Genomic DNA, 21,257 nt, shown 5'->3' on the forward strand with positions numbered 1-21,257 from the left:
AGGCCCCAGCAGGGGCTGTCCGCCCCTGCACCCGGACCAGCCAGGGGCTGGACCCAAGCTCGATGAACTGCGCGATGCGCAGTTCATCGAACAGGCCCGGTCAAGACCAGCAGCGGCGTTGCCAACCGAGACCGCCGCGCTGCGGGTTCTCCTGGCGACCTGGCCTCTTCGTCGGCCTGTTTGAAAAACTGCGCGGAGCGCAGTTTTTCAACCCTGGGTCCAGCCCCTGGCTGGTCCGGGGTCGAGGGGGCGGACAGCCCCTCGCGGGGTCCGGGGCAGCGCCCCGGCGCGACGCTTCCCATCTCTGAGGAGACCCATGCTCGGCTCAGGGCGCTTCGTTTGTCCCGGCCGCCTCGTCCTCGCCCGTGCCTTCGCTTGGCTTTTCGCCCCTCAGGAAGAACGACTCCACGAAGTCCCGTTGCCCCGGAAAAAGCGCGCCGAGCGAGCGGTGAATGCGCTCGAGCTCCAATCGCAATCGGCCCTTCGCGACGAGCTCCTCGGAGCGCTCCTTCGACCAGCCCATCTGCGCGCTGTCGTTCGTGTGGATCGCATGCTGCGCGCGATCGGCGGCGTCCTTCAACTTGCCCACGAGGACCGCGCGCTCGCCGAAGTCTTCGCCGGCTTCGAGGCGCCCGGCCGCCTCGTTCGCGAGCTTCGGGCGCTTGTCGATCGGCGCGCGCGAAAAACCCGTGAGCAGGCCGGGGAGGAAGGAGAGGACGGCGGGGTGCTTTTTCGAGCCTGCACCGAGGCGAATCGTGACGAGCGCGAGCGCCTCGTCGATTCTGCGCTTGAGCAGGACGAGCGTCGCATTTTGCTTGGCCTGCGCGGAGGGGCGGCCGAAGAGCTGGGCCTCCTGCGTGTCGCGCGCTTCCTTCAGGAGGGCGTCGAGGTGGGTCTTGAGGGAGACGGAGAGCTTCTCGATCTCGGCCCGCTCGGTGGGCTTGAGGTCCGGAAACTCCGCCCAGGCGCAGAGGGAAGACCACGAGAAGGATGCAAAGACGAGGTGAACCCAGGAGGAAGCTGTCTCGTTGGGCAGGCGCATGGGGAGAAGGCTCCGGGAAGGTTTTCGGGACTCCTGAGGAGACGGGGAGGAAGCTAACGAGAGTGGGAAGCGGGTGTCAAGGCAGACAAGAGGCGGTAGACCGTGCGTTGCAGGAGGGTCAGGGAGGCGTGGAGGAAGGGTCGTGAAGGGCCCGGGGATGTGCAGGGAGGGCGCGAGGAGACGCGCGGCGGCCTGCGGAGGGGATCGCTGGACCGAAGCGTTGACGGCGTTCGAGGGAGCTGGTCGCATCCGGCGATGACGTGCCCGCGCGTACGAACCATGCTCTCGTTGGGGCTCCTCGGTTGCGCGACGTTGTCGCTCGTGCCGCTCGGCTGTGGGGCCAAGATCACCTATCCGGCGGCGAGCGAGGGCCCGCGTGTGCCGGATGCCACCGCGGAGCGGCTGCGCGCGTGTGTGGATGAGTTCGGTGGTGATCTTGACCGGGGGTACTACACGTTCGACTACAAGGTGCTGGCCGACCCAGAGGGCCGCGTGGTCGATGTGGCGTCGAAGGGCGTGCCCCATGCGGATCTCGCTGGGTGTACGCGGATCGCGCTGCGAGGCATGACGGTGCCAGAGGGTCTCCTGAAGCTGCGGCTGGCCGAGCCGATCGCCCGGACGAACGGGCAGACGATGCCGGAGCGTGCGCTGGTGGGTGAGGTTGTGATCGTGACCGTGACGACCGTAACGATCGTCTTCGTCGACCTCCTCATCGAAGCGGGCGTGGCGACGATGGTGTTTGCCGTCACCCTGGAGATTGCCAAGGATATTGCGGAGGCGATTCAGAAGAAGCCGAGGTGGAAGGAGCTATGCGATGAAGAACTGAACGATTGTCTGGACTCGCCAAAGCAGAGCATACCGGGGTCCGTCGAGGGTTCATCGTTATGCCTCTGGTGCCGCGAGAAATGCACGAGCAAGGGTTGGCCAGAAGCAGTCAAAAAAGACGGGAAGCTTCTGCCTTGTATTTTCAACAAGCAACGGCAGCACCAATGACCACGGAAGAAGAACGAGTCGACCAAATCTTCTCTGAATTCGCGAAAGAGGGTGACGCCCTCTTTTTAAAATCGACAGATTGGACACGGAGCTTTGCCGAGGTGGTTGAAGACTATCGCCGGGCCGAGGTGAAGTACGTGGCGCGGATGGGCGACAGCGCATCCGGCGTACTGGAGATAAATCGACGCATCGCCGAATGGATTCTATGGGCAGCGCAGCGCCGTCACCCCCCCTTCGAGGTCTGCCGCGAGGCGTGGAACGATTTGGTTCGGGTCGGCTTCACGGACATTGAACGAGAATGCACGATGACAGGGTTTTATGCGGACTGCTGCGCGTACGACGAGAAGCCCGAGGTGGGGCTGGCCGTGCTCGAGCGCCTCCTCGCGGAGATCGAGCGACGGCTCGAAGAACGCAGGTCGACGCAGAGCCCCACGGAGTTTTACGAAGAGGAACTCGAAAAGCTGGGGGACCTCCGGGACGAGCTCGAAGCCCAGCGAAGGGGTCATATCAGCCCAGGACGAATCACGCGGCGTATGGACGAGGCGTACCAGCCGACCCCGGAAGAGGAGAAAGTCGACAAGCTCGACGACGCGTTCTGGGAAGCGCGGCGCCCTATCTTCAAAACCTTTGCAAGATCGCCGGATCGGAGCTTCGCCGACGTCGCCGCCGACTACCGACGGGTGGAGGCGGATATCGTGGCGCGCGCAGGCGAAGGCGAGGCCTACAAGGCCTTCGTGCTCGAAGTGAGGCAGCGCATTGCCGAAGATATTCTCTCGGCAGCCCATAGGCTCAAACAACCCTTCGAGGTCTGCCGGGAGGCCTGGAACGAGCTGGTTCGCCTAAGCTTCAGGCGCATCTGGGAACAATGCAAAATGACACGCATGTACGCGGAGTCCTGCGGGGATAACCAGAAGCCCGAGGAGGGCCTCGCCGTACTCGAACCGCTGCTCGCGGAGCTCGAGCGGCGGCTCGAAGCCGAGCTCGCGCGACGGAGCGAGGCGCGCGCGAAAGGCGAAGCACCCACGAAAGAGGAGTCGCCGCCGAGGTATTACCGAGAAGAGCTCAAGTCCCTCGGCGAGCTCCGGGACAAGCTCGAAGCCCAACGCAAGGGCCCGTGAGCACGCGCCGCGCGTGGACGACGCGACCGTGGGCTTGACGTCTCGCGGAGGTTTGTCGTACCGTCGCCCCACGATGCTTGGAAAAACCGTCCCTCTCCCGACCGAGCTGCTCGCACATTATGACCGCCTCGCGGAACACGAGAACGAGGCGCGGGAGCGCGCCGGCCTGGGCCCGATCACCGGGCTCGATCTCCTCCACGTCGTCGCGGCGCGTTTCGCTGGGCTCCCGACGCCGCATGACGTCGACCTCGACGCGGTTCGTGCGCGGGAGGGGTTGTCCGCGGATATGTGGACCCCGCCGAACCCGCCGGTCGGGAAGCCCCCCACGTGAGCCTTGCTCTGGCGTCCGCAGTTTTGCACGGGGTGGCTTGCGTGTTCTGCGTCGTGTACGCGTATGCCCGGCGAGCCTCCCCGGAGCGACAAGCGGCGTACGTCCTCGCTTTGGTTTGGTGTACGTGGTTCGGGCTGTCCGTTCTGCACGATTTCATCGTGCGCGCGATCCCGTCGCCCGAGCTCGAACCTGTCTTGAGCCGCAAAACGCTCGTCCTCCTGAACGTAGAACGCTCCATCTATCTCGCGTGGCCCGCTGGGATCCTCGCGTGGGTTCGCTGGACGTTCCGACGTAGCAATCCCTGGCCGTTCGTGCTCGCGTGGTTTGCAGCATCGGTCCTCCCCATCGTCGTTCACCCGGCGCTCAAAGGTCGCGCATGGTTTCCGTACGCCGGAGCCATTCACCTCGCCGCGCTCGCCGGTGAGATCACCGCTTTCGCGTCGTGGGCTCGCCTTCGTGAGCCGCCGCGTCCATGGCATTCGGTCGCGATCGTCGCGATCCCGATATGCGCTTTTCCTGCGATTCCGTTCTTCGCTTCCGACGAGGCCCGGACGGGGTACCTCCTGTGGGTGCTCCGCGGGCTCGTCGCCCTTCATTTGGCATGTATCGCTGTTCTCGGAGGGGATTTATGGAATCAACGCTCACGTGGATCTTCGCGCTCGTGATGACGAGCTTGGCCCTCGCAGTGCCGATCTTTTTGCAGCGACGCGCGGACGCAAAAATCCGCGCGCTCATGGACGACCGCTCCCGCATCCTCGACCGGGAACGCGAGCTCGCCTCTCGCTTCCTGGCCGAACAAGAGGCGCATGCAGCGGCGCGCGCGCAGCTCGCCGCAAACGAGGAAGACCGAGGGCAGCTCCTCGCAGAGCTCGATCACCGGCATCGTCGCATCGCGGATGCGCTCACGCGGATCGCCTCGGCCGTCGAGCACCAGGAGAGCGAACTCGAACGTTATGCCCAAGCAGGCGCGGAGAGCATCCTCTCCCGGTTCCCGGACCTGCCCAACCACCCGGAGCGCGGGCTCGGCGGGACGCTCGGCGCCCTCATGACGGTGCAGAGTTATTGCAATGCGGCTCTCTTGCGGCAAATCCGCCACGCCGAAGAGACGATGACCGAAGAGGAGCTTTTGGTGAACGTGATCCCATTCGCTCCCGGATCGGGGAGGCGCGCGGCAGCGGAGAGCGACGCGCCGGCCTCCGGGCCGCCGAGCTCCCCGACCGCGGGATCACTCCCCGCGTTCACGCCCCCGGTGTCGACCCCCGCGAGCGCCTGAAACGGCCGAGAAGCACGAGCGCAACGAGCCCGAGGGACGCCGCAATCCCCGGGGATTCGTCTGGTCCGCCGAGTCGGCACGAGCATCCCTCCCCTGCCCCGGGATCCCGTCCGCCGCCGCTTCCGCTCCCGCTTCCGCCGCCGCTCCCGCCTCCGCTTCCGCTTCCGCTTCCGCCTCCGAAATCGATCACGACCTCCGCCTTCGAGACGACGAAGGGCGGCGACGCGCCCTCGGATTCATAGATCGCGAGCAATTCCTGCCCGCTCGAATCCGTGACGTTCGCCGCTGCCAGGTGCTCGACGTATTTCCGTGTGATCGGCTGATAAAGAACCCGCGCGAACAGGGTCGTTTCTCCCGTCAACCCCGCCGGCGCAGCCACCGTGAACGTCGCCTCGTCCCAGGAGCGCACGCCTCCCGCGCCGTCCCCATACGCGATCTCCCCCGTCGGTCGCGTCGTGGTCGTCGGGACGAACCCCTTCGGCGGAATCCGTGTATCCGAGAGGATCATGTCGTGCCGCGCGAGATCCTCCCCCGGCTCGGCCGCGGTTCCATTCCACCGGCCATGCTGCGCGCGGTACACGTGCGTCGGCGGAGACGCCTCGATCTCGCCTTTCGCCCCATCGTACCCGCCGAGCAAGGACGTCTCCTCGCCGGCCCTATCGACGAGCGAAAGCGCAATCCACGCGCGGCGGCCTTCGGCATACCCCGTCGGGAACTTGTGGCCGCTCAGGTTCTCCACGCGCACCGTGACGGAGAACGGCTCGCCAGGCGCGGACGAGGCAGGCGCGCTCGTGATTTCGATCTTCGCCGCCATGGAGAGCGTCTCCTCCGTGCGCGCGAGGGCCAACGCGAACGCGTCCGGGAACGCCGCGGCGCGCGCGGGGTCCTTCGCCATGACGGCGCGAATGCCGAAGAGATTTCCGCCGGCGAACACGTGATCCCGTGGATCGTTGCGGAGCGGCGCGACGGGCACGGTCGCGACGGGGAATTCGCCTGTCTTCCGGCGGGTATGGCAATCGACGCAGCTTTGCCCGCCCGGCTGGGCGTACGCGCTCTGCGCCCATTCTTCGTAGGTGGTGTCGAGCGGGAACGCGAGCGCCGTCTCGGCGCCGTCCGCGTCGCGCAGCCGCCGCCCTGGGTTCGTCACCTGGTGGCATTGACCGCAAAACGCGGAGCTCGAAAGCGCGCCGTCGGCAGCCGTCCCGTGGACCTGCGCCACGCTGTCGGCATGAGGGCCGCGTTTGTCGAGGGTATCGTCGTAGACGATCTGCGCGTCCCCCCGATGGTACGGCGCCTCGGGCGGGCCCGAGGTCACGGCGCGATGGCAGGTGTCGCAGCCGACGCCTTGCATGTCGACGGCGTCGAACGCGCTCCCGTCGGGCGGGGTCGCGTGTCCGCGGACAAACGCGATTGGGGAATGGCAACGCAAGCAAAACGTGCCCACGCCGGGTTCGTCCTGGTTCGCGATCGAAAGCGCCGCGCGAAAGACGGGATCCCGCGCAGCATTGCCCATCATGGTCCCGGCCCACCCGTCGTGCGGGAGGTAGCTGCGGTCGCCGTCGTGGCCGCCGCCGTGGCATAACGCGCAGCCGTCGGCCCCTTCGAACTGGCTGCCCTGGCCGAGTTCTCCGGGCTTCGTGCCCGCAAGGTCCTCGAAGCCAGCGGACGCGGAGGCGGGCAGCACGAGGGGCGTGAGGGCGGCAAACGCGACACGGGCGAGCCCTCGAAGGTCCGGCATGCCCGCTTTGTAGCACGGGTACGGCTTGTGATAACGTCGGCCATCATGCCTCGCCCCCGCTCCACCTCGTATGTCTTGTTGTCCCTTTTCACGCTCGCCGCATCGATCGTCGGGGTCGCGACCACGGAGGCCGGGTGCGCCAGCGCGACGCCGTGCGAGATCAACAGCGACTGCATCGAGGGTGCGTGCGTCGACGGCGAGTGCAAGCGCGAGTGCGCCGACTCCGAGCGCGACTGCAAGGCTGGATTCCGGTGTTATGCCGGCCAGTGTTTGCCCGACGAGGGCCAGGGCGGCGGCGGGCCCGGCTCCGGCGGCATGGGCGGTGCAGGCGGCCTCGGGGGAATGGGCGGCGCGTCGAGCTCGAGCGCGTCGTCGAGCAGCAGCGCTTCATCGAGCAGCAGCGCTTCATCGAGCAGCAGTTCCTCGTCGAGCAGCGCTTCGAGCGGCTCCGGGGGCGGCGGCGGCGCGACGAAAGGCGAGCTCGATCTGTGCGCGGCCGACGGAGAATGCGAAGCAGGGCTCACGTGCGAGCCGATGTGGAAAAACGGGCCGAAGCGCTGCACGCGCGCCTGCATCGCGGACGGCGGCTGCCCGAGCGGGATGCGCTGCAGCGCGGTGGGCTCCGAGAAATACTGCACGGCGAGCGACGTCGGAAAGACGTGCGCGAATGCCTCGGCCTGCAATTTCGGCTGCCTCGAAGGTCCAGGGTATTGCACGGTGGCTTGCGCCACGGGCTCGGAATGCCCGAACGGCTACGGGTGCATGCCCGTCGGCAGCCCGCCCACGAAGGTCTGCGTGAAGGCCGAGGCGTATTGCGAGTCCGGAAACACGTCCGCGTGCATCGTGCCGGCCGCGTGTGACACGAGCTCGCTGCTCGTCGGGGCCTGCACGCTCGCCTGCACGACGAACGCCGATTGCCCGCAGCGGGCCTCGCTCCTCGCGCCCTGGACCTGCACGAACGGCCTCTGCGCACGGCCGCCGGACGTGTTCGGCCCGATGCCCGGCGGCAGCTCGCCCACCGAATGGCATTGTGATCCGTTCGGCAACACCGTGAACCTCTGCAACGACGCCCAGCACATGAACTTCCAGCAGTTCACGATCCCACCTCCGCCCGCGGTGAACTGCGCCTCGCCCGTCTCGTTCGAGGGCCCGGCCGGGGACGCGTGCGTGGATTCGTGCCGGTATCAGGGCGCCTGCGCCTTTGGTTTTTCCTGTACGGCCGTCGGCAACATCCAGGGCGGGCGCATCGGCCTCTGCCTGCCCACGGGCGCGGGCGAGGTGGGCGCGGCCTGCGCGAACGACACGCAATGCGTGTTCGGTTATTGCAACAACGGCAAATGCACCCGCGATTGCACGGCCGATGGGGTCTGTCCGAATGGAACGACGTGCACGGCCGCCGGGGGCGCAGCGCCGAACGTGGAGGGGATGCCGTTCCGGAGATGCCTTTGAGCCGCCCCACCGTGGGACGTCCAACCTTCCGACCCCCAACGATCAGAGCGTGTCGCGCGCGTCCGGATCGAGCCTGCGGATCGCGTCGCGGATGAGGTCCGGGATGGGGACCGGTCGGCCCGTGTTCGGGGCGAGCAACACGACGACGGCGCTCCCGGTGGCGACGACGGCCTGCTGGCCCACCGACGTCACGCGGTAGTCCATGGTCAGGCTCGTGCGGCCGAGGCGGGTCGTCTTGCCTTCGACACGCACGCTGTCGGGCCAGAAGACCGGGCGGAGGAAGTCGACGGAGGTCGAGGCGAGCACGGGCGTCTGCGACGCGCCGGTCGAGAGGTCGACGCCGATCATGCGCAGGTAGACGAGCCGCGTCTCTTCGAGCCAGCCGAAGTAGCGCGTGTTGTTGACGTGCCCGAGCGCGTCGATGTCGCCCCAGAGCACCGCGATCTCCTGACAAACCGAGAACCGCGCGGCCGCAGGAGGCGGGGGAGGCGCGAACGTGGTGGAGCTGCGCCCCGTGGGCTTGTCGAAGCGATCGGAAGACAAGGCAACCTCGTGGATCTGACGCCGCGTTCGCCCGTCCCCGCGAAGGCGGAACGTGCGCCCGCAAGGGAGGGTGGCTGTGTAGTTTCCGCGGCGTCAAGCCTGTGGCATGCTCGGCCGCAGGGAGAGCGAGGACCAATGCTCGGACGACGTCGTTGGATCGGGACTGTGGCCGGCCTTTGTTTGCTGTCGGCGCTCGGGGTGGGTTGCGGGAAGAAGGACGGCGGAGGCGCGGGCCCGGAGCCTGCCTCGAACGAGTGGAAGGTGGGCGCCTACCTCAGCCTCTCCGGCGCCGAGACGCAGTTCGGCAAGGACACGCAAGAGGGCACCGAGCTCGCGGTCGAGGAGATCAACGCGAAGGGCGGCGTGAAGGGCAAGAAGGTCCGCGTGCTCTTCGAGGACGACAAGTCGAACCCGCAGGAGGCGTCGAACAAGGTCCTTCAGCTCATCAACCGGGACAAGGTCGTCGCGCTGCTCGGCGAGGTCGCGTCGTCACGCTCGAAGGCCGGCGGCATCGTCGCGAACAAGAACAAGATCCCGATGATCTCGCCCTCGTCGACGAACCCGGACGTGACGAAGGTCGGTCCGTTCGTCTTCCGCGTCTGCTTCACGGACGACGTGCAGGGCCAGATGGGCGCGCGGTTCGTCAAGAACAAGCTGAACAAGAGCAAGGTCGCGGTGCTCTATGCCTCGGACGACCTCTACTCCTCGGGGCTCGCGAACGAGTTCAAGAGCGAAGCGAAGAAGCTCGGCATGACCATCGTCGCCGAGAAGAGCTTCCTCAAGAACGAGACGAACTTCACGACGTACCTGAACGAGATCAAGAGCGCCGAGCCCGAGGCGATCTACGCGCCGGTCTACTACAACGCGATGGTGCCGATCGCGCGGCAGGCGAAGGCCGCGGGGATCCCGGGGAACATGTTCGTCGGCGGCGACGGCTGGCACTCGGACTCGCTCGTAAACGACGCGGGCGAGGAGATGGAGGGCGCGTACTTCACGAACCACTTCTCCCCGGACATGCCCTCGCCGAGCTCGCAGGCGTTCGTGAAGAGGTACGTGGAGAAGTACAAGCGCGAGCCGAGCGCGCTCGCAGCGCAAGGCTACGACTCGGCGATGCTGCTCTTCGACGCGATGGGCCGCGCGAAGGGCGACACGCCCGAGTCGATCCGCGACGCGATCGCCGAGACGAAGAACTTCCAGGGCGCGACGGGCGCGATCACCATCGACGCCGAGCGCAACGCCGAGAAGCCCATCGTGATCGTGCAGATCAAGGGCAAGAAGTTCACGTACTTCGACACGGTGACGACGAAGTAGCCCGACCTCAGCCCGGCACCACGAGCGCACGCGTGGCCGCGCGCGCCGCCTCGGCCTCGGCGAGGGCCTCCTCCTCGGCGCGCGCGTCACGATCGTTCGTGGCGTCGAGGGGCGTGTCCTCGGCCGTCCGTTCGAGCGCGGCGAGCGCGTCCGGCGCGACGGTCTCCATCCAGCGCCGCATCGCGCCGTACGTACGGAGCTCGCGCTTGATCCGCGGGATCTCGCCGGCGCCGGCCGTCTCCGGGTTCGTCGCGGCGCGCACGGTGTCGATGAGCAGCTCCTCGCGCGCAGAGAGCGGCAGATCGTGCCCAGCCCGCGTGGCGAGCTCCGCTGCGCCCTTCAGATCCCCCTGCCGGATGCGCGAGAGCAGGCGCACGCGGAAGAGGGCGCGGCTCTTGAACGGGTATGCCGGGGGCAACGAGGCGAGCTCGGCTTCGGCCTCCGCGTGTCGATCCATGGCCGCGAGGAGGAAGGCGCGCTCGCTGATCAAATCGGGCAGGAGGATGTCGGAGGCCGAGATGCGGACGGTGTACTGCGTGAGCCGCGCGAGGCCCCGATCGCAGAGCTCGAGGGCGCGCCGAAGATCACTCGTCCTCTCGGCGATGCGCGCGAGCGCGAGATCGGCCTGCGCAGCGAGGATCGAGAGGCGGCTCGACGAGAGGCGCTCGAGCGCCGCGCCGCCCGCGGCGAGATCCCCCTTCGCGACGAGGTTCAGCGCGGTGAACAGATCCTTAGATTCCTTGCGCGCCCGGAGGAACCAGTAGACACGGACGACGACGAGCGCGGCGAAGACCGCGAAGACGATCAGGCCGAGCGGCAGGGTCGGATCCATCGGCTCTTCGTAGTCAAACCCGCCGTCGCTCTCCGCGCCCGAGGGCAAGAGCACCTGGTAGACGGCGACGAAGAGGGCCACGAGCACGGCCCACAACACGATGATCCGGCCGGCCTTTGGCCGGTTCCTCGCAGGCGTGGTCTTCGCGGCCGCCTTGCGCGCCTCCGCGACGGCCACCTTCGCGGCCTCGGTGGCTTCGGCCGCGGGCATCTCGCCGGTCTTGTCGGGCCGCGCGCCGGAGACCTCGACGAAGGGCGCGGCCTCGGGCACGACCTGCGCGATCCAGTCGGCGAGCGGCGGCTCCTCGCTGTCGGCGTCGCGCTTGGCACCCTTGCGATACACGCTCGTCGCGGTCGTCTCGAGCATGCGCTGGAAGGCGCGGACGATCGTGCGCTCGCGGCGGTCCGTGGCGTCGAAGAGCAATTCGTGGTGCGTGACGAGGTGCTCGCGCAACGCCTCGCGATCGCCCGCGCGTTCGAGCAGGATCGCCTCGGCGAGGGCGACGCGGCCGAGGCCTTGCGGCAACACGTCGGGGCTCTCGCGCACGGCCTCGATGTCCTCACGGGCGCCCGCGCGCTCCCCGCTCGCCGCGCGCAAGAAGGCGCGCATGCCGCGCGCGTTCACGATGTGCATCCGGAGCTGCGCGCGGGAGAGGACGCCGAGCGGGGACGTGATGGCGCGATCGAGGTGCGCGATCGCCGCCGGAATGTCGCCCCTGCGCATGTCGATGAGGCCACGCTGCACGGCGGCGACGCAGGTGATGACCGGTTGCGCGCGGCCCTGCTCGGCGCGATCGAGGTGCGCCTCGGCCTCGGCGAAGCGGCCGCGGTTGATGAGATCAAACGAGGTGTTGACGATCTGCACGCCTACGCCCATCCGCCGGCCCACGAGGCCGAGCACGGCGAACACCCCGCCGAGCACGGCGCAGAGCGGGCCGAGGATCATGATCCCTGCGCTCGCCGCCCCAAACAGGCCGAACAGGCCGAAGCTGAAGACGCTCAGGAGCAGGAGGAACCCGCCCATGACGACGAGCATGGTGTGGTACCGATGCGTCGCGTGGCGGGGCACGTTGTTCGAGGCAGGTGCGCTCATCGTGGTGGAGGTCGGCGGTCCGCGGCCCTCCCCGCGGCGCGCCTTCGGCTCCATCCTAAGCCGACATGGGTCCAGCGATGTTGACGATCCTCGATGGACCGATGGGAACGGAGCTCGCCGCGCGGGGCGTCCCCACGCCCGCGCCGCTCTGGAGTGCGCTCGCGCTCGACCACGCGCCCGAGGTCGTGTCGGCGATCCACCACGAATACGCGGCCGCGGGCGCGACCGTGCACACGGCAAACACGTTCCGAACCAAGCGGAGAAGCGCGGGCGCGCGCTGGGAGGTGCTCGCGCGGAGGGCGGTCGCGCTCGCGCGTGAAGCCGTGCCGGCGGGGCATCGGATCGCGGGGAGCGTGGCGCCGCTCGAAGATTGTTATCGACCGGATCTCTCCCCGACGAACCCCCGGCCGGAGCACCGCGAGCTTTGCGAGGTGCTCGCGGACGCGGGGGTGGATTTGATCCTTTGCGAGACGTTTCCGCACGTGGGCGAGGCGCTCGTGGCGGTGGAGGAGGCCGTGCGGACGGGTTTGCCCGTATGGGCGGCGTTCACCGCGGGCCCGGACGCGGATCTGCTGACGCCGGCGGAGGTCCTCGCGGGCGCGCGGGAGGCTGCGGCGCGGGGGGCGAGCGCCGTGTTGATCAATTGCACGAAGGCGACACGGACGCGGACGTTCGTGGAAAAACTCGCGCAGGCGGGAATTCCATTCGGTGTTTATGCCAATGCGGGCGCCGTGGAGGAGGGCATGGGCTGGGGAATGACCACGCGCGGGGCGGATCTTTATGCGGATCTGGCGGAGGCCTGGATCCAGGCGGGGGCGACGATCGTGGGCGGATGCTGCGGGACGGGCCCGCTCCACGTGCGGGCGATCGTCGAGCGCGCGCGCGGAGTTCGTTGATGTTCGGAAACCTTGGGGGTCGTACCATCGTGCAGGCGCCCGCGTGCAGGACGGGCGCGACGAGAAATGGGAGGGACAAGCTGAGAGCACGAAGGCAATGAGGGGCCACGTAGGCGCGCCTCCGATGGGTGCAGCTCAGTCGCAGGACCGGGCGTCGAGCTTGTTCGGGGCGCTCGCGCTCCTCGGCGGCGCCGCGCTCGTGACCGCCGCGCGTCGCCGCCTTCGTCGCTGACGGACGCCGTCAAACCCGTTCGAGGATCGTGGCGATGCCCTGGCCGCCGCCGATGCACAAGGTGACGAGCGCGGTCTGCGCGTTGCGGCGCTCGAGCTCGTCGAGCGCGGTGCCGAGCAGCATCGCGCCCGTCGCGCCGAGCGGGTGGCCGAGCGCGATCGAGCCGCCGTTGACGTTCACCCGATCCGGGTCGATCCCGAGCGCGCGCGTCGTTTGCAGCACGACGCCCGCGAAGGCCTCGTTGATCTCCCACAGGTCGATGTCACGCGCGTCCATCCCCGCGGCGCGCAGCGCTTTCAGGCTCGCGGGCGCCGGCCCCGTGAGCATGAGCAAGGGCTCGGTCCCGACGCTCGCCATCGCGAGGATCCGAGCGCGCGGCTTGACGCCTTTCTCCTTCACGTACCGCTCCGACGCGAGCACCACCGCGGCCGCGCCGTCGACGATGCCGCTCGAATTGCCGGCCGTGTGGACGTGCCGGATCTCCTTCGCGTGCGGGTACGCCGCGAGCGCGATCTGATCGAGCGTCTCGCCGTTCGGGCCGGCCGGCGCGCTCCCGAGCGCGACGAACGCGGGCTCGAGCGCGGCGAGCCCCTCGGCTGTCGTGTTCGGCCGCGGGAACTCGTCCTTCGCGAGCAGCGCCGCGCCCGTCGCGGGATCCGTCACGGGGATGAGCGAGCGCGCGAAGCGCTTCTCCTCGATGGCGCGCGCCGCGTTCTTCTGCGAGCGCAGCGCCACGCCGTCGATCTCCTCGCGCGTAAACCCTTGCAGCGTGGCGATCAGGTCGGCGCTGATGCCTTGCGGCACCTGGAACACGCGCTTGCGGAGCTGCGTGTTGCCGCCGTCCTGCCCGCCGCCGTCGGAGCCCATGGGGACACGCGACATGCTCTCCACGCCGCCGGCGACGACGAGGTCCATCGCGCCCGAGCCGACCGCCATGGCGCCGAAGTTGACCGCCTGGAGACCCGAGGCGCAGAAGCGGTTGAGCGAGACGCCTGGTATCTCGTCAGGCCACCCCGCCGCGAGCACCGCGTTGCGGGCGAGGTTCGCGCCTTGCTCGCCGACCTGCGAGACGATGCCCGCCATCACGTCCTCCACCTCGCGCGGATCGAAGCCCACGCGCTGCGGGAGCGCCCGGAGCACCTGCGCGAAGAGCTCCTGCGGGTGGACGCTCGTCAGCGCCCCCTTCCCCAGCTTGCCCCGACCTCGCGGCGTCCGTGCAGCGTCGATGATGTAGCTCGTGCCCATGATGATCGCTCCCTTCGTATGACCTTCATCATATGATGATCATCATGCGACCTGTCAAGCGGGGGGGCTCCTGGGAGAGCGAGACGACATTCGTTGATGCTTCGGCCCGCCGAGGCTCGTAGCATCGCGGAGGCGCGCTGCCATCGACGGCGCGCCGACGTGGATCCTCTTGCCTTGGAGATATCGCGATGAAGCTCCTTCGTGCTCTCGTCTTGTCCCTCCCGTTCCTCGCCGCGCCCGTCCTGCACGCGGGGGATACGCAGGCGTGCGGCGGCTGCATCGTCAGCCAGTCCGAGTCCACGCAGGTCACCGGACACCGGATGATCCTGTCGATCTCGCAGCAGCAGACGACCCTCTGGGATCAGATCACCTACGCCGGCGACCCCTCGTCGTTCGCGTGGGTGCTGCCGATCAAGGGGCAGGTGGAGGTCGGGCTCTCGTCGGACGCGCTCTTCTCGACGCTCGAGGAGAGCACACGGGTGCAGATCAACTCGCCCACCATCGATTGCTCGTTCTGCGGCTCGAACGGCCAGGGCGGCGCGGGCGGCACGGGCGGCGCGAACAACGGCGGCGGCGGCGTCGTCATCATCGCCGAGGAGGTCGTGGGGCCTTACGCCACCGTGCAGCTCTCCTCGCAGGACCCGAACGCGCTCGCCACCTGGCTCACGACGAACGGCTACAACGTCCCAGCCGATATCCAGCCGGTCATCGACACGTACGTACAAGAGGGGTTCAACTTCCTCGCGCTCAAGCTCGTGCCCGGGCAAGGGATCGACTCGATGCGCCCCGTGCGCGTCACCTCTGACGGCGCGTCGCTCTCGCTGCCGCTGCGCATGGTGGCCGCGGGGACGGGCGCGAAGACGCCGATCAACTTGTGGGTCCTCGGCGAGGGTCGGTACGAGCCGAAGAACTTCCCGCACTTCGTGATCAAGCAAGCGGATCTCGTGTGGAACTGGGACACGCAGTCGAGCAACTACAAGGAGCTGCGGCAAAACGCGTTCGACGCATCCGGCGGCAAGGCGTGGCTGATCGAGGCGAGCGAGTCGTTCTCGTCGTTCTACTTGGAGGAGGGTCTCCTCTATCTGGCCGAGAACAATCCCTCGGAGAGCGGGTATGGCGGGGAGCCCGGAGGGCCGACCGCGCTCGAGGAGTGCCAGGCCGACCTCGACAAACTCTACGGTTCGATCCCCAAGGCGAGCCAGTGGGTGACCCGGATGAGCGCCGAGCTCACGCGCCCGGCGCTCGCGGCCGATCTCGTCGTCGGCGCGGCGGCCGATCAGTCGACGGTCGCGCGCTTCCTGACCGTCAACAAGTCGGTGGGCACGGCGCCCAGTTGCCCGTGCGGCCCGATCGGCGAAGGAGGCGGGGGGGCCATGGGCGGAGCGAACGGCGGGAACGGCGGGAACGGCGCCTCGGACAGCGGCGGCGGATGCGCCGTCGGCGGGGCGTCGAGCCTGCCCGGGGCGCTCACGCTCTTCGGCGGCGCGGCGCTCGTGTCCGCCCTGCGTCGCCGCCGTCGTCGCTGACGGCCGCTCGCTCGTTTGCTGCCCACCGAGTTGACATGATGAATGTCATATGACATTCATCATGCATGAAGAAGGAGCCCCTCTCCAAGGCCGAGCGCTGGGAGCGCACGCATGAAACGCTGCGGCTCACGGCCGCGCGCCTCTTGCGCACGCGAGGCCTGCGGCTGCCGTCGGTGGCCGACGTCATGAAGGGCGCGAAGCTGACGGTCGGCGGCTTTTACGGGCACTGGGAGAGCAAGGAGGCGCTCTTCGAAGAGGCCCTGCGCGACGCGCTGCGGAGCAACTGGTCCGCGCTCGTGCAAGAGGCGCGCGGGGAGACGGCGAAGGAGCGGCTCACGTGGATCCTGCGCCGTTACCTCTCCCGCTCGCACCGCGATAACCCCGAGGCCGGCTGCCCGCTGCCTTCCTCGCTCAGCGACATCTCCGTGCTCGGCGCGCCGTACCAGAAGGCGTTCGCCGAGGAGGTCGAGCACCTCGCCGCGGAGCTCGGCGAGATCGCCGGGCCGATCGGGGGCAAGCAGCTCGTTCTCGGGCTCTTCGCCTTGATGGTCGGCGGCCTGAGCTTGGCCCGCGCCACGGAGGGGACGCCGCTCTCGGACTCCATTCTCGCGGCGAGCCGCGCGCTCGCCTACGCCGCCCTCGATCGCGCCGAGCAAAAAGCCTCGGAGAAGGACGAACCATGACGACGACCGAAGAGACCCCCTGGTTGAAGAAGATGCGCGCGATCCTGAAAGGCGCCGAGCCGCCGCCGATCGCCAAGCTGATCGGCTTCGAGCTCGTCGACGTCGGCCCCGGCTCCGCGATCTTCACGCTGGTCGGTGATCCGAGCCGTCACGCGAATCCGATGGGCACGATGCACGGCGGCGTGCTGGTCGATCTCGGCGACGCCGCGATGGGCTTCGCCATGGCGAGCACGCTCGGCGAGGGCGAGAGCTTCACGACGGTGGAGCTCAAAGCAAATTATTTCAAACCCGTATGGACAGCGCGCCTGCGCGCCGAGGCGCGGATGGTGAAGCGGTCGCGATCGCTCGGGTATATCGAGTGCGATATCGTGGACGAGGAGAAAGCGCTGGTGTGCAAGCTCGGCAGCACGTGCATGGTGCTGCGCGGCGAAGCGGCGGCCGGTCGCTGAAAGGATTCCGCCGCGCCGCGCGCCTACGTCATTCGCATCCGATGCGGGTCTTGGCGAGGGCCACGTCGTCGAACCACAGGTTCATTTCCTGCCCGGCATAACTCTCCCAGCCGAGCTTCAGGTCCGTGAGCTTCGGCTTCCAGCCCGGCTTCTGCGTGAGCCATTGTTGATCGACGTCGGGCGTCGGCGTCCCGTCGATGACGAGGCCCGCGACGTCGGTCCCGTCGACCCAGGTGCGGATCGCGCCCGCAGCGCCGTCGACCTGGAACTCGATGCAGCGCCATTGGTTCGCCGTGAGCGGGACGCTCATCCCGATGCCGGTGGGGCTGAGCGAGGGCAAGGTGGCGTCATCGGATTCGCGGTTCCACATGAGGATCTTGCTCTGGCCGCCCATGCGGAGATCCTTGTTGTTGTCGTTCGTGTCCCGCATCGTCATGAACGTCGTGTGGCCGTCGCCCTGCGCGGCCGACATGCGCACGTAGAAGCGGCCATAAAAGACGTCGCCGAGCTCCGCGAACGCCGCAGTGTGAGAAAGGAAGATGTGATCGCAATAGGTGCCCTTGCCCGTCACGAGCACCGAGTTCTTGCCGCTGTGCGCCTGGGTCGAGTCGACGGCGAGCGTGCCCGCGCCCATGCAGTTCGGGCTGACGACCGCCCAGCGCGCGGGATCGGGCGCTTGGCCGGCCGTCGCGGCCTCGAAATCGTCACAAAGGGGCAAACCCGTGCAATGGAAGGCGCTGCCGCCCGCGCCGCCCGCGCCGCCGGTGCCGCCCATTCCGCCCATTCCGCCCGATCCGCCGCTCGCGGAGCTCGAGCTCGACGCGGACATCCCCCCCGCCCCGCCCTGCCCTCCGCCGCCGGCCTGACCGCCGCTGCCGCCCTGACCACCGCTGCCGCCGGCTACGCCTTCGCCCTCGTCGCAGGCGACCAGCGGGATGGCGAGGACGAGGGAGAGAAACACGTGAGGAAGCATCGTTCGTAGGTTCATCAGGGCTGCCTACCAGGGTTTCCCCGAGCAAGCGAGGCCGCCGGACATACTGAACATTTGCTCATTGCCAACGGTCCGACCGTCGTCTACCGTGGCCCCGCTTGATCGGAGAGACCCTGGGCCAGAAGTACAAGCTCATGTCCCTGCTCGGGCGCGGGGGAATGGGCGCCGTCTACGAGGCCGCGCACACCGAGACGGGCGCGCGGGTCGCCGTGAAGGTGCTCCATCACCACCTCGCCGCGGGCGAAGGGCTGCGGCGTTTTCGGCGGGAGGCGCAGGCGGTTTCGCGGATCCAGAGCCCGCACATCGTCCGCATCCTCGATACCGGGACGGACGAGCCGAGCGGAGCGCTTTATCTCGTGACGGAGCTGCTCGAAGGCGAGGATTTGCAGCGGCTCATCGACCGGATCGGCACGCTTTCGCTGCGCGGCGCCCTCGGCATCACGAGCCAGATCCTCCGCGGGCTCGCCGCCGCCCACGCGGCGCGTGTCGTGCACCGCGATATCAAGCCGGCCAATCTGTTCCTCGCCCGCGAGCCCAATGGCACGCTGACGGTAAAAATCCTCGATTTCGGCATTGCGAAGGTCCGCGCCGAGCCCCTCGGCCTCGGGCAGACGACGGACCTGACGGCCACCGGCAATCTGCTCGGCTCGCCGCTCTACATGTCGCCGGAGCAGGTGCAAAACAGCCGCGACGTCGATCATCGGACGGATCTGTGGTCGCTCGGGTGTGTGCTGTACGCAGCGCTCGCCGGGCGGGCGCCCCATCAACACCTTTCGTCGATCGGGCAGCTCCTCGTGGCCATTTGCGTGACGCCCGCGAGGCCGCTCGTGGAGGTCGCGCCGTGGGTGCCCGCCGACGTGGCCGAGGTGGTCGCGCGCGCGCTCGCGATTCCCGCGGAATCACGGCCGCAGAGCGCGGAGGTGATGCTCTCGGAGCTCGCGCGATTCGTTTCGCCGGACGAAACGCTCCGGGAGGATCTGCTCGCGACCGGGGAGAGGTCCCGCGGGGTGGCAGCTTCGAGCACGCCGCCAAGCCCGCCTTCGTCGATGTCGACGCCGCGGTTCGTCGTGCCGCCCGCCTCGGAGCGGCCCTTGCGCGGCGACGAGCCGACGGAATTCGCGGGATCCGTCGCGGATCGGGTGCCCTCGGAGGATCCGCGATCGGCCGCTCGGTCGGCGGTGCCGAAGCTGCCGACGCGCGTGGGGAGCCGGCACGTGACCGTGGATCCGCGTCGATTTCTCGGGGAGCAGAGCGAGCTTTGGACGCTCTCCCTCGACGTTCACCCCAATCTTTCGAGCTTGATCGCGCGGATCTGGAAAGCCATGCGGCGCGCCGGCGCGAAGGTGCCTCCGATGACGTACGGAAAAGAATGGATCCTGTTCGAGCCGCGGACGAAGCGGTTCGTCGAGGACGACGTCGGCGAAGGCGGTGCGCGTTTGTCCCTGGAGGCCGCAGGGATCCGGCCGGGGGCGGTGCTCTGGGTGATGACGCCCGAGGAGCGCGAGACGGCGTGATCAGGGAGCGCGGTTTGTCCGCGTGTCCCGGCCTTCACGCTCCGTGATCGCCTTTCCCCAGGGATACTTCGCCACGAGCGCGCGCCCTTTCTCCCGGAGCGCGCTCGGCAGTTTTCCGCGGCTCGCCAGCGTGAACGCGGAGGCAAACGCCTCGGCGCTCGGGAACCGATCAGCGGGCTTTTTCGCGAGCGCGAGGGCCAGGACGAGGTCCACGTCGCGCGGGAGGTTCGGCACGATGTCCGAGGCGCGCGCCGGCGTTTTGTAGACGATCTCGAAGAGGATCTGCGGCGTGTCCGTGCCCGAAAACGGCGGCCTGCCGGTGAGCGCGCGGTACGCGACGGCGCCGAGGGAAAACAGATCGCTGCGCACGTCCGCTTCGATGCCCTGCGCCTGCTCGGGCGACATGTACCCCGGGGTGCCGACGACCGCGGCCTGCGTGAGCGTGCCCTTGGAGCCCTGGAGCTTCGAGACGCCAAAATCGAGGATTTTCCAGGTCGGCGCGCCTCCGTCCGCCTGCGACAGGAAGAGGTTCTGCGGCTTCAGGTCGCGATGCACGATCGACGCGGCGTGCGCCGCCGAGAGGCCCCGGGCGACCTGCTCGAGCAGCTCCGTGACGCGGGCGAGATCGATCTGTTTTTCCTGGCGCAGGTGGTGCGCGAGATCCTTGCCTTCGAGCAGCTCCATCGCGATGAACGGCGCGCCGTCGTCCGTCGCGCCGACCGCGAAGACGCTGACCACATGGGGCGATTCGAGACGCTGCGAGATCTCGCCCTCGCGCAGGAAGCGCTCGACGAGCGCCGGATTTTCGAGCCCCGCCGCCGAGAGCAGCTTCACGGCCGCGCGCTCGCCCGTCTCCACGTGCGCCGCCGCGTAGACCTCGCCCATCGCGCCGCGGCCGATCACCTCGGCGAGGCAATACGCACCCGCGATCGCGCCCGTGTGGCGACCGTCGAGGCCCGCGCCGGCGCGCAAGGCACGTTCGAGGATGAGGTGCGCTTCGTCGAGCTGCGCCTCGCGCTGGGCCGCGAGTCGGCTCGCCTCGACCGAGCGCTTCATGGCCTCGATCGCCGCGATGCGGCTCGTGCGCGTTTGCCACGCCGCGATCGCGAGGACGCTCGGCACGTAGAGCGTCATGAACAGCCGCGCGTTCGGCGCCGCGTCGGTCGCACGGAAGAGCCCCACGTCCGGCAGGACGCCGGTCCCCACGAGGATCGCGAGCACGAGGTAGAGCGAGATGGCCCCGCCCGCCGCGCCGTACATGAAGCGCCGGTCGTCGCTCATCCCGAAGACGCCGAAGGCCAGCGTGACGAGCAGCGGCGCCGGCGAGAAGACGCCCAGGTAGTAGATGGTCATGGGCATCATGAGCAGGCACGCGACCACGAAGATCCGAAGGACGCGGTGCGTGTAGCGGGCCTCGTCCCTGCCGCGCCACCACACCCAGGCGCCGACGCTCCCCATCGCCACGAGCGCGACGCTGAACGGCAAGCGGATGATCGTGTCGGGCGCGAGCGGCAACGAGACCACGCCGAACGCGCAGAGGATCACGATGACGCGGCCGAACGCGCTCGCCCGCGCCGCCTCCTCCGTGTGCAGCGCCTCGGCCATCGTGTAGCCGGCCGTCGTCGGGCGCAGGATCGAGGGCGACGCGGAGATGCGCCCCGTGGCGGAGATACGCCCTGTGCGCACGGAGGCCGGCGGCAAGGAGATGCGCGACGGCGGTGGCAAGGAGACACGCGGCGGCGGCGGCGTCGTGCGGCGTACGCCCGCCATCGAGGGCGTCTCGGCCAGCGTCGGCTCCTCGCTCGTGAGGCTCGTGTGGTCGAGCAGCTTCGGTCCGAGCGCGACGGGATCTTCGATCGACGAGGCAGGCGGGGCGTCTGTCCCCGGCGGGAGCTCCGTCGCCCGGGCGAGCGCTCCCTCCGTCGTTCCCCGTCCCGAAAACGCCATGCCCCAGATGCTACGAAAAAAACGTCCGAGGCGCGCGGTGCTCGCTCGTGGG

At 68.6% G+C, this 21,257-nt stretch carries 18 protein-coding genes; 11 read left to right on the forward strand and 7 right to left on the reverse strand.

All coding sequences use genetic code 11. The features are described from left to right. Positions 1–325 precede the first annotated feature (325 nt). The gene (locus E8A74_RS46820; protein WP_136935681.1) at positions 326–1,042 is read right to left on the reverse strand and encodes a hypothetical protein; all 717 of its coding nucleotides are present in this window, start codon (positions 1,040–1,042) and stop codon (positions 326–328) included. A gap of 279 nt (positions 1,043–1,321) precedes the next feature. Here E8A74_RS46820 and E8A74_RS46825 point away from each other — a divergent pair, with 279 nt between their 5' ends. The 4 genes from E8A74_RS46825 to E8A74_RS46840 all read left to right on the forward strand — a co-directional run bounded on the left by E8A74_RS46825 (position 1,322) and on the right by E8A74_RS46840 (position 4,757). Then, entirely contained in the window at positions 1,322–2,035 is a 714-nt protein-coding gene (locus E8A74_RS46825) for a hypothetical protein (RefSeq protein WP_136935682.1), read from the forward strand. Positions 2,036–2,136: 101 nt separating this feature from the next. After that, entirely contained in the window at positions 2,137–3,153 is a 1,017-nt protein-coding gene (locus E8A74_RS46830) for a hypothetical protein (protein ID WP_136935683.1), read from the forward strand. A gap of 73 nt (positions 3,154–3,226) precedes the next feature. Further along, a complete protein-coding gene (locus E8A74_RS46835) occupies positions 3,227–3,484 on the forward strand; it encodes a hypothetical protein (protein ID WP_136935684.1) in 258 nt (85 codons plus the stop codon). Between the two features lie 628 nt (positions 3,485–4,112). Continuing rightward, a complete protein-coding gene (locus E8A74_RS46840) occupies positions 4,113–4,757 on the forward strand; it encodes a hypothetical protein (protein ID WP_136935685.1) in 645 nt (214 codons plus the stop codon). Here the strand turns inward: E8A74_RS46840 and E8A74_RS46845 are convergent. Further along, positions 4,723–6,495 (reverse strand): hypothetical protein, encoded by a 1,773-nt coding sequence (locus E8A74_RS46845; RefSeq protein ID WP_136935686.1) that lies wholly within the window; start codon positions 6,493–6,495, stop codon positions 4,723–4,725. The two genes, E8A74_RS46840 and E8A74_RS46845, sit on opposite strands and share 35 nt — an antisense overlap. Positions 6,496–6,540: 45 nt before the next feature. Between E8A74_RS46845 and E8A74_RS46850 the strand changes: the two genes are divergently transcribed. Then, positions 6,541–7,944, forward strand: coding sequence for a hypothetical protein (locus tag E8A74_RS46850; protein ID WP_136935687.1), 1,404 nt, complete (start codon positions 6,541–6,543; stop codon positions 7,942–7,944). Positions 7,945–7,986: 42 nt separating this feature from the next. Here the strand turns inward: E8A74_RS46850 and E8A74_RS46855 are convergent, their stop codons facing one another. Further along, positions 7,987–8,487, reverse strand: coding sequence for an acyl-CoA thioesterase (locus E8A74_RS46855; RefSeq protein ID WP_170229907.1), 501 nt, complete (start codon positions 8,485–8,487; stop codon positions 7,987–7,989). Between the two features lie 165 nt (positions 8,488–8,652). Here E8A74_RS46855 and E8A74_RS46860 point away from each other — a divergent pair, with 165 nt between their 5' ends. Continuing rightward, complete coding sequence (locus tag E8A74_RS46860) at positions 8,653–9,798, forward strand: ABC transporter substrate-binding protein (protein ID WP_232380049.1); 1,146 nt, start codon at positions 8,653–8,655, stop codon at positions 9,796–9,798. A gap of 7 nt (positions 9,799–9,805) precedes the next feature. Here the strand turns inward: E8A74_RS46860 and E8A74_RS46865 are convergent, their stop codons facing one another. Then, entirely contained in the window at positions 9,806–11,722 is a 1,917-nt protein-coding gene (locus tag E8A74_RS46865) for an ATP-binding protein (RefSeq protein WP_136935690.1), read from the reverse strand. Positions 11,723–11,799: 77 nt separating this feature from the next. Here E8A74_RS46865 and E8A74_RS46870 point away from each other — a divergent pair, with 77 nt between their 5' ends. Next, on the forward strand, positions 11,800–12,618 hold the full coding sequence (locus tag E8A74_RS46870) for a homocysteine S-methyltransferase family protein (RefSeq protein WP_269749940.1): 819 nt from the start codon (positions 11,800–11,802) through the stop codon (positions 12,616–12,618). A 241-nt stretch (positions 12,619–12,859) separates the two neighbouring features. Here E8A74_RS46870 and E8A74_RS46875 read toward each other — a convergent pair whose 3' ends face one another. After that, the gene (locus E8A74_RS46875) at positions 12,860–14,095 is read right to left on the reverse strand and encodes an acetyl-CoA C-acetyltransferase (protein WP_136935692.1); all 1,236 of its coding nucleotides are present in this window, start codon (positions 14,093–14,095) and stop codon (positions 12,860–12,862) included. Positions 14,096–14,283: 188 nt separating this feature from the next. On the opposite strand from E8A74_RS46875, the gene E8A74_RS46880 reads away from it, so the two are divergent. The 3 genes from E8A74_RS46880 (at position 14,284) to E8A74_RS46890 (ending at position 16,753) form a co-directional block, all read left to right on the forward strand. Next, positions 14,284–15,621 carry a DUF2330 domain-containing protein gene (locus tag E8A74_RS46880; RefSeq protein ID WP_136935693.1) on the forward strand — a complete coding sequence of 446 codons (1,338 nt, stop codon included), beginning with the start codon at positions 14,284–14,286 and terminating at the stop codon, positions 15,619–15,621. Positions 15,622–15,686: 65 nt separating this feature from the next. Continuing rightward, on the forward strand, positions 15,687–16,304 hold the full coding sequence (locus tag E8A74_RS46885; RefSeq protein ID WP_136935694.1) for a TetR/AcrR family transcriptional regulator: 618 nt from the start codon (positions 15,687–15,689) through the stop codon (positions 16,302–16,304). Next, on the forward strand, positions 16,301–16,753 hold the full coding sequence (locus tag E8A74_RS46890; protein ID WP_136935695.1) for a PaaI family thioesterase: 453 nt from the start codon (positions 16,301–16,303) through the stop codon (positions 16,751–16,753). The genes E8A74_RS46885 and E8A74_RS46890 overlap by 4 nt, the downstream gene beginning before the upstream one ends. 28 nt (positions 16,754–16,781) lie before the next feature. On the opposite strand, the gene E8A74_RS46895 is transcribed toward E8A74_RS46890, so the two are convergent. Further along, the gene (locus E8A74_RS46895) at positions 16,782–17,741 is read right to left on the reverse strand and encodes a hydrolase (protein ID WP_170229908.1); all 960 of its coding nucleotides are present in this window, start codon (positions 17,739–17,741) and stop codon (positions 16,782–16,784) included. Positions 17,742–17,842: 101 nt separating this feature from the next. Between E8A74_RS46895 and E8A74_RS46900 the strand changes: the two genes are divergently transcribed. Beyond that, positions 17,843–19,258: a serine/threonine-protein kinase gene (locus tag E8A74_RS46900; protein ID WP_136935697.1), complete on the forward strand. Its 1,416-nt coding sequence runs from the start codon at positions 17,843–17,845 to the stop codon at positions 19,256–19,258. Here E8A74_RS46900 and E8A74_RS46905 read toward each other — a convergent pair whose 3' ends face one another. Next, a complete protein-coding gene (locus E8A74_RS46905) occupies positions 19,259–21,205 on the reverse strand; it encodes a serine/threonine-protein kinase (RefSeq protein WP_136935698.1) in 1,947 nt (648 codons plus the stop codon). Between the last annotated feature and the right edge of the window lie 52 nt (positions 21,206–21,257).

This window comes from Polyangium fumosum, assembly GCF_005144585.1.
Taxonomy (GTDB): domain Bacteria; phylum Myxococcota_A; class Polyangia; order Polyangiales; family Polyangiaceae; genus Polyangium; species Polyangium fumosum.

Bases quoted from the DNA above. Each gene is read 5' to 3' on its own strand.
- E8A74_RS46865 (WP_136935690.1), bottom strand. From the start codon at position 11,722: ATGAGCGCACCTGCCTCGAACAACGTGCCCCGCCACGCGACGCATCGG.
- E8A74_RS46870 (WP_269749940.1), top strand. From the start codon at position 11,800: ATGTTGACGATCCTCGATGGACCGATGGGAACGGAGCTCGCCGCGCGG.
- E8A74_RS46905 (WP_136935698.1), bottom strand. From the start codon at position 21,205: ATGGCGTTTTCGGGACGGGGAACGACGGAGGGAGCGCTCGCCCGGGCG.
- E8A74_RS46890 (WP_136935695.1), top strand. From the start codon at position 16,301: ATGACGACGACCGAAGAGACCCCCTGGTTGAAGAAGATGCGCGCGATC.
- E8A74_RS46840 (WP_136935685.1), top strand. From the start codon at position 4,113: ATGGAATCAACGCTCACGTGGATCTTCGCGCTCGTGATGACGAGCTTG.
- E8A74_RS46835 (WP_136935684.1), top strand. From the start codon at position 3,227: ATGCTTGGAAAAACCGTCCCTCTCCCGACCGAGCTGCTCGCACATTAT.
- E8A74_RS46885 (WP_136935694.1), top strand. From the start codon at position 15,687: ATGAAGAAGGAGCCCCTCTCCAAGGCCGAGCGCTGGGAGCGCACGCAT.
- E8A74_RS46820 (WP_136935681.1), bottom strand. From the start codon at position 1,042: ATGCGCCTGCCCAACGAGACAGCTTCCTCCTGGGTTCACCTCGTCTTT.
- E8A74_RS46895 (WP_170229908.1), bottom strand. From the start codon at position 17,741: ATGAACCTACGAACGATGCTTCCTCACGTGTTTCTCTCCCTCGTCCTC.
- E8A74_RS46875 (WP_136935692.1), bottom strand. From the start codon at position 14,095: ATGGGCACGAGCTACATCATCGACGCTGCACGGACGCCGCGAGGTCGG.
- E8A74_RS46845 (WP_136935686.1), bottom strand. From the start codon at position 6,495: ATGCCGGACCTTCGAGGGCTCGCCCGTGTCGCGTTTGCCGCCCTCACG.
- E8A74_RS46825 (WP_136935682.1), top strand. From the start codon at position 1,322: ATGCTCTCGTTGGGGCTCCTCGGTTGCGCGACGTTGTCGCTCGTGCCG.
- E8A74_RS46880 (WP_136935693.1), top strand. From the start codon at position 14,284: ATGAAGCTCCTTCGTGCTCTCGTCTTGTCCCTCCCGTTCCTCGCCGCG.
- E8A74_RS46850 (WP_136935687.1), top strand. From the start codon at position 6,541: ATGCCTCGCCCCCGCTCCACCTCGTATGTCTTGTTGTCCCTTTTCACG.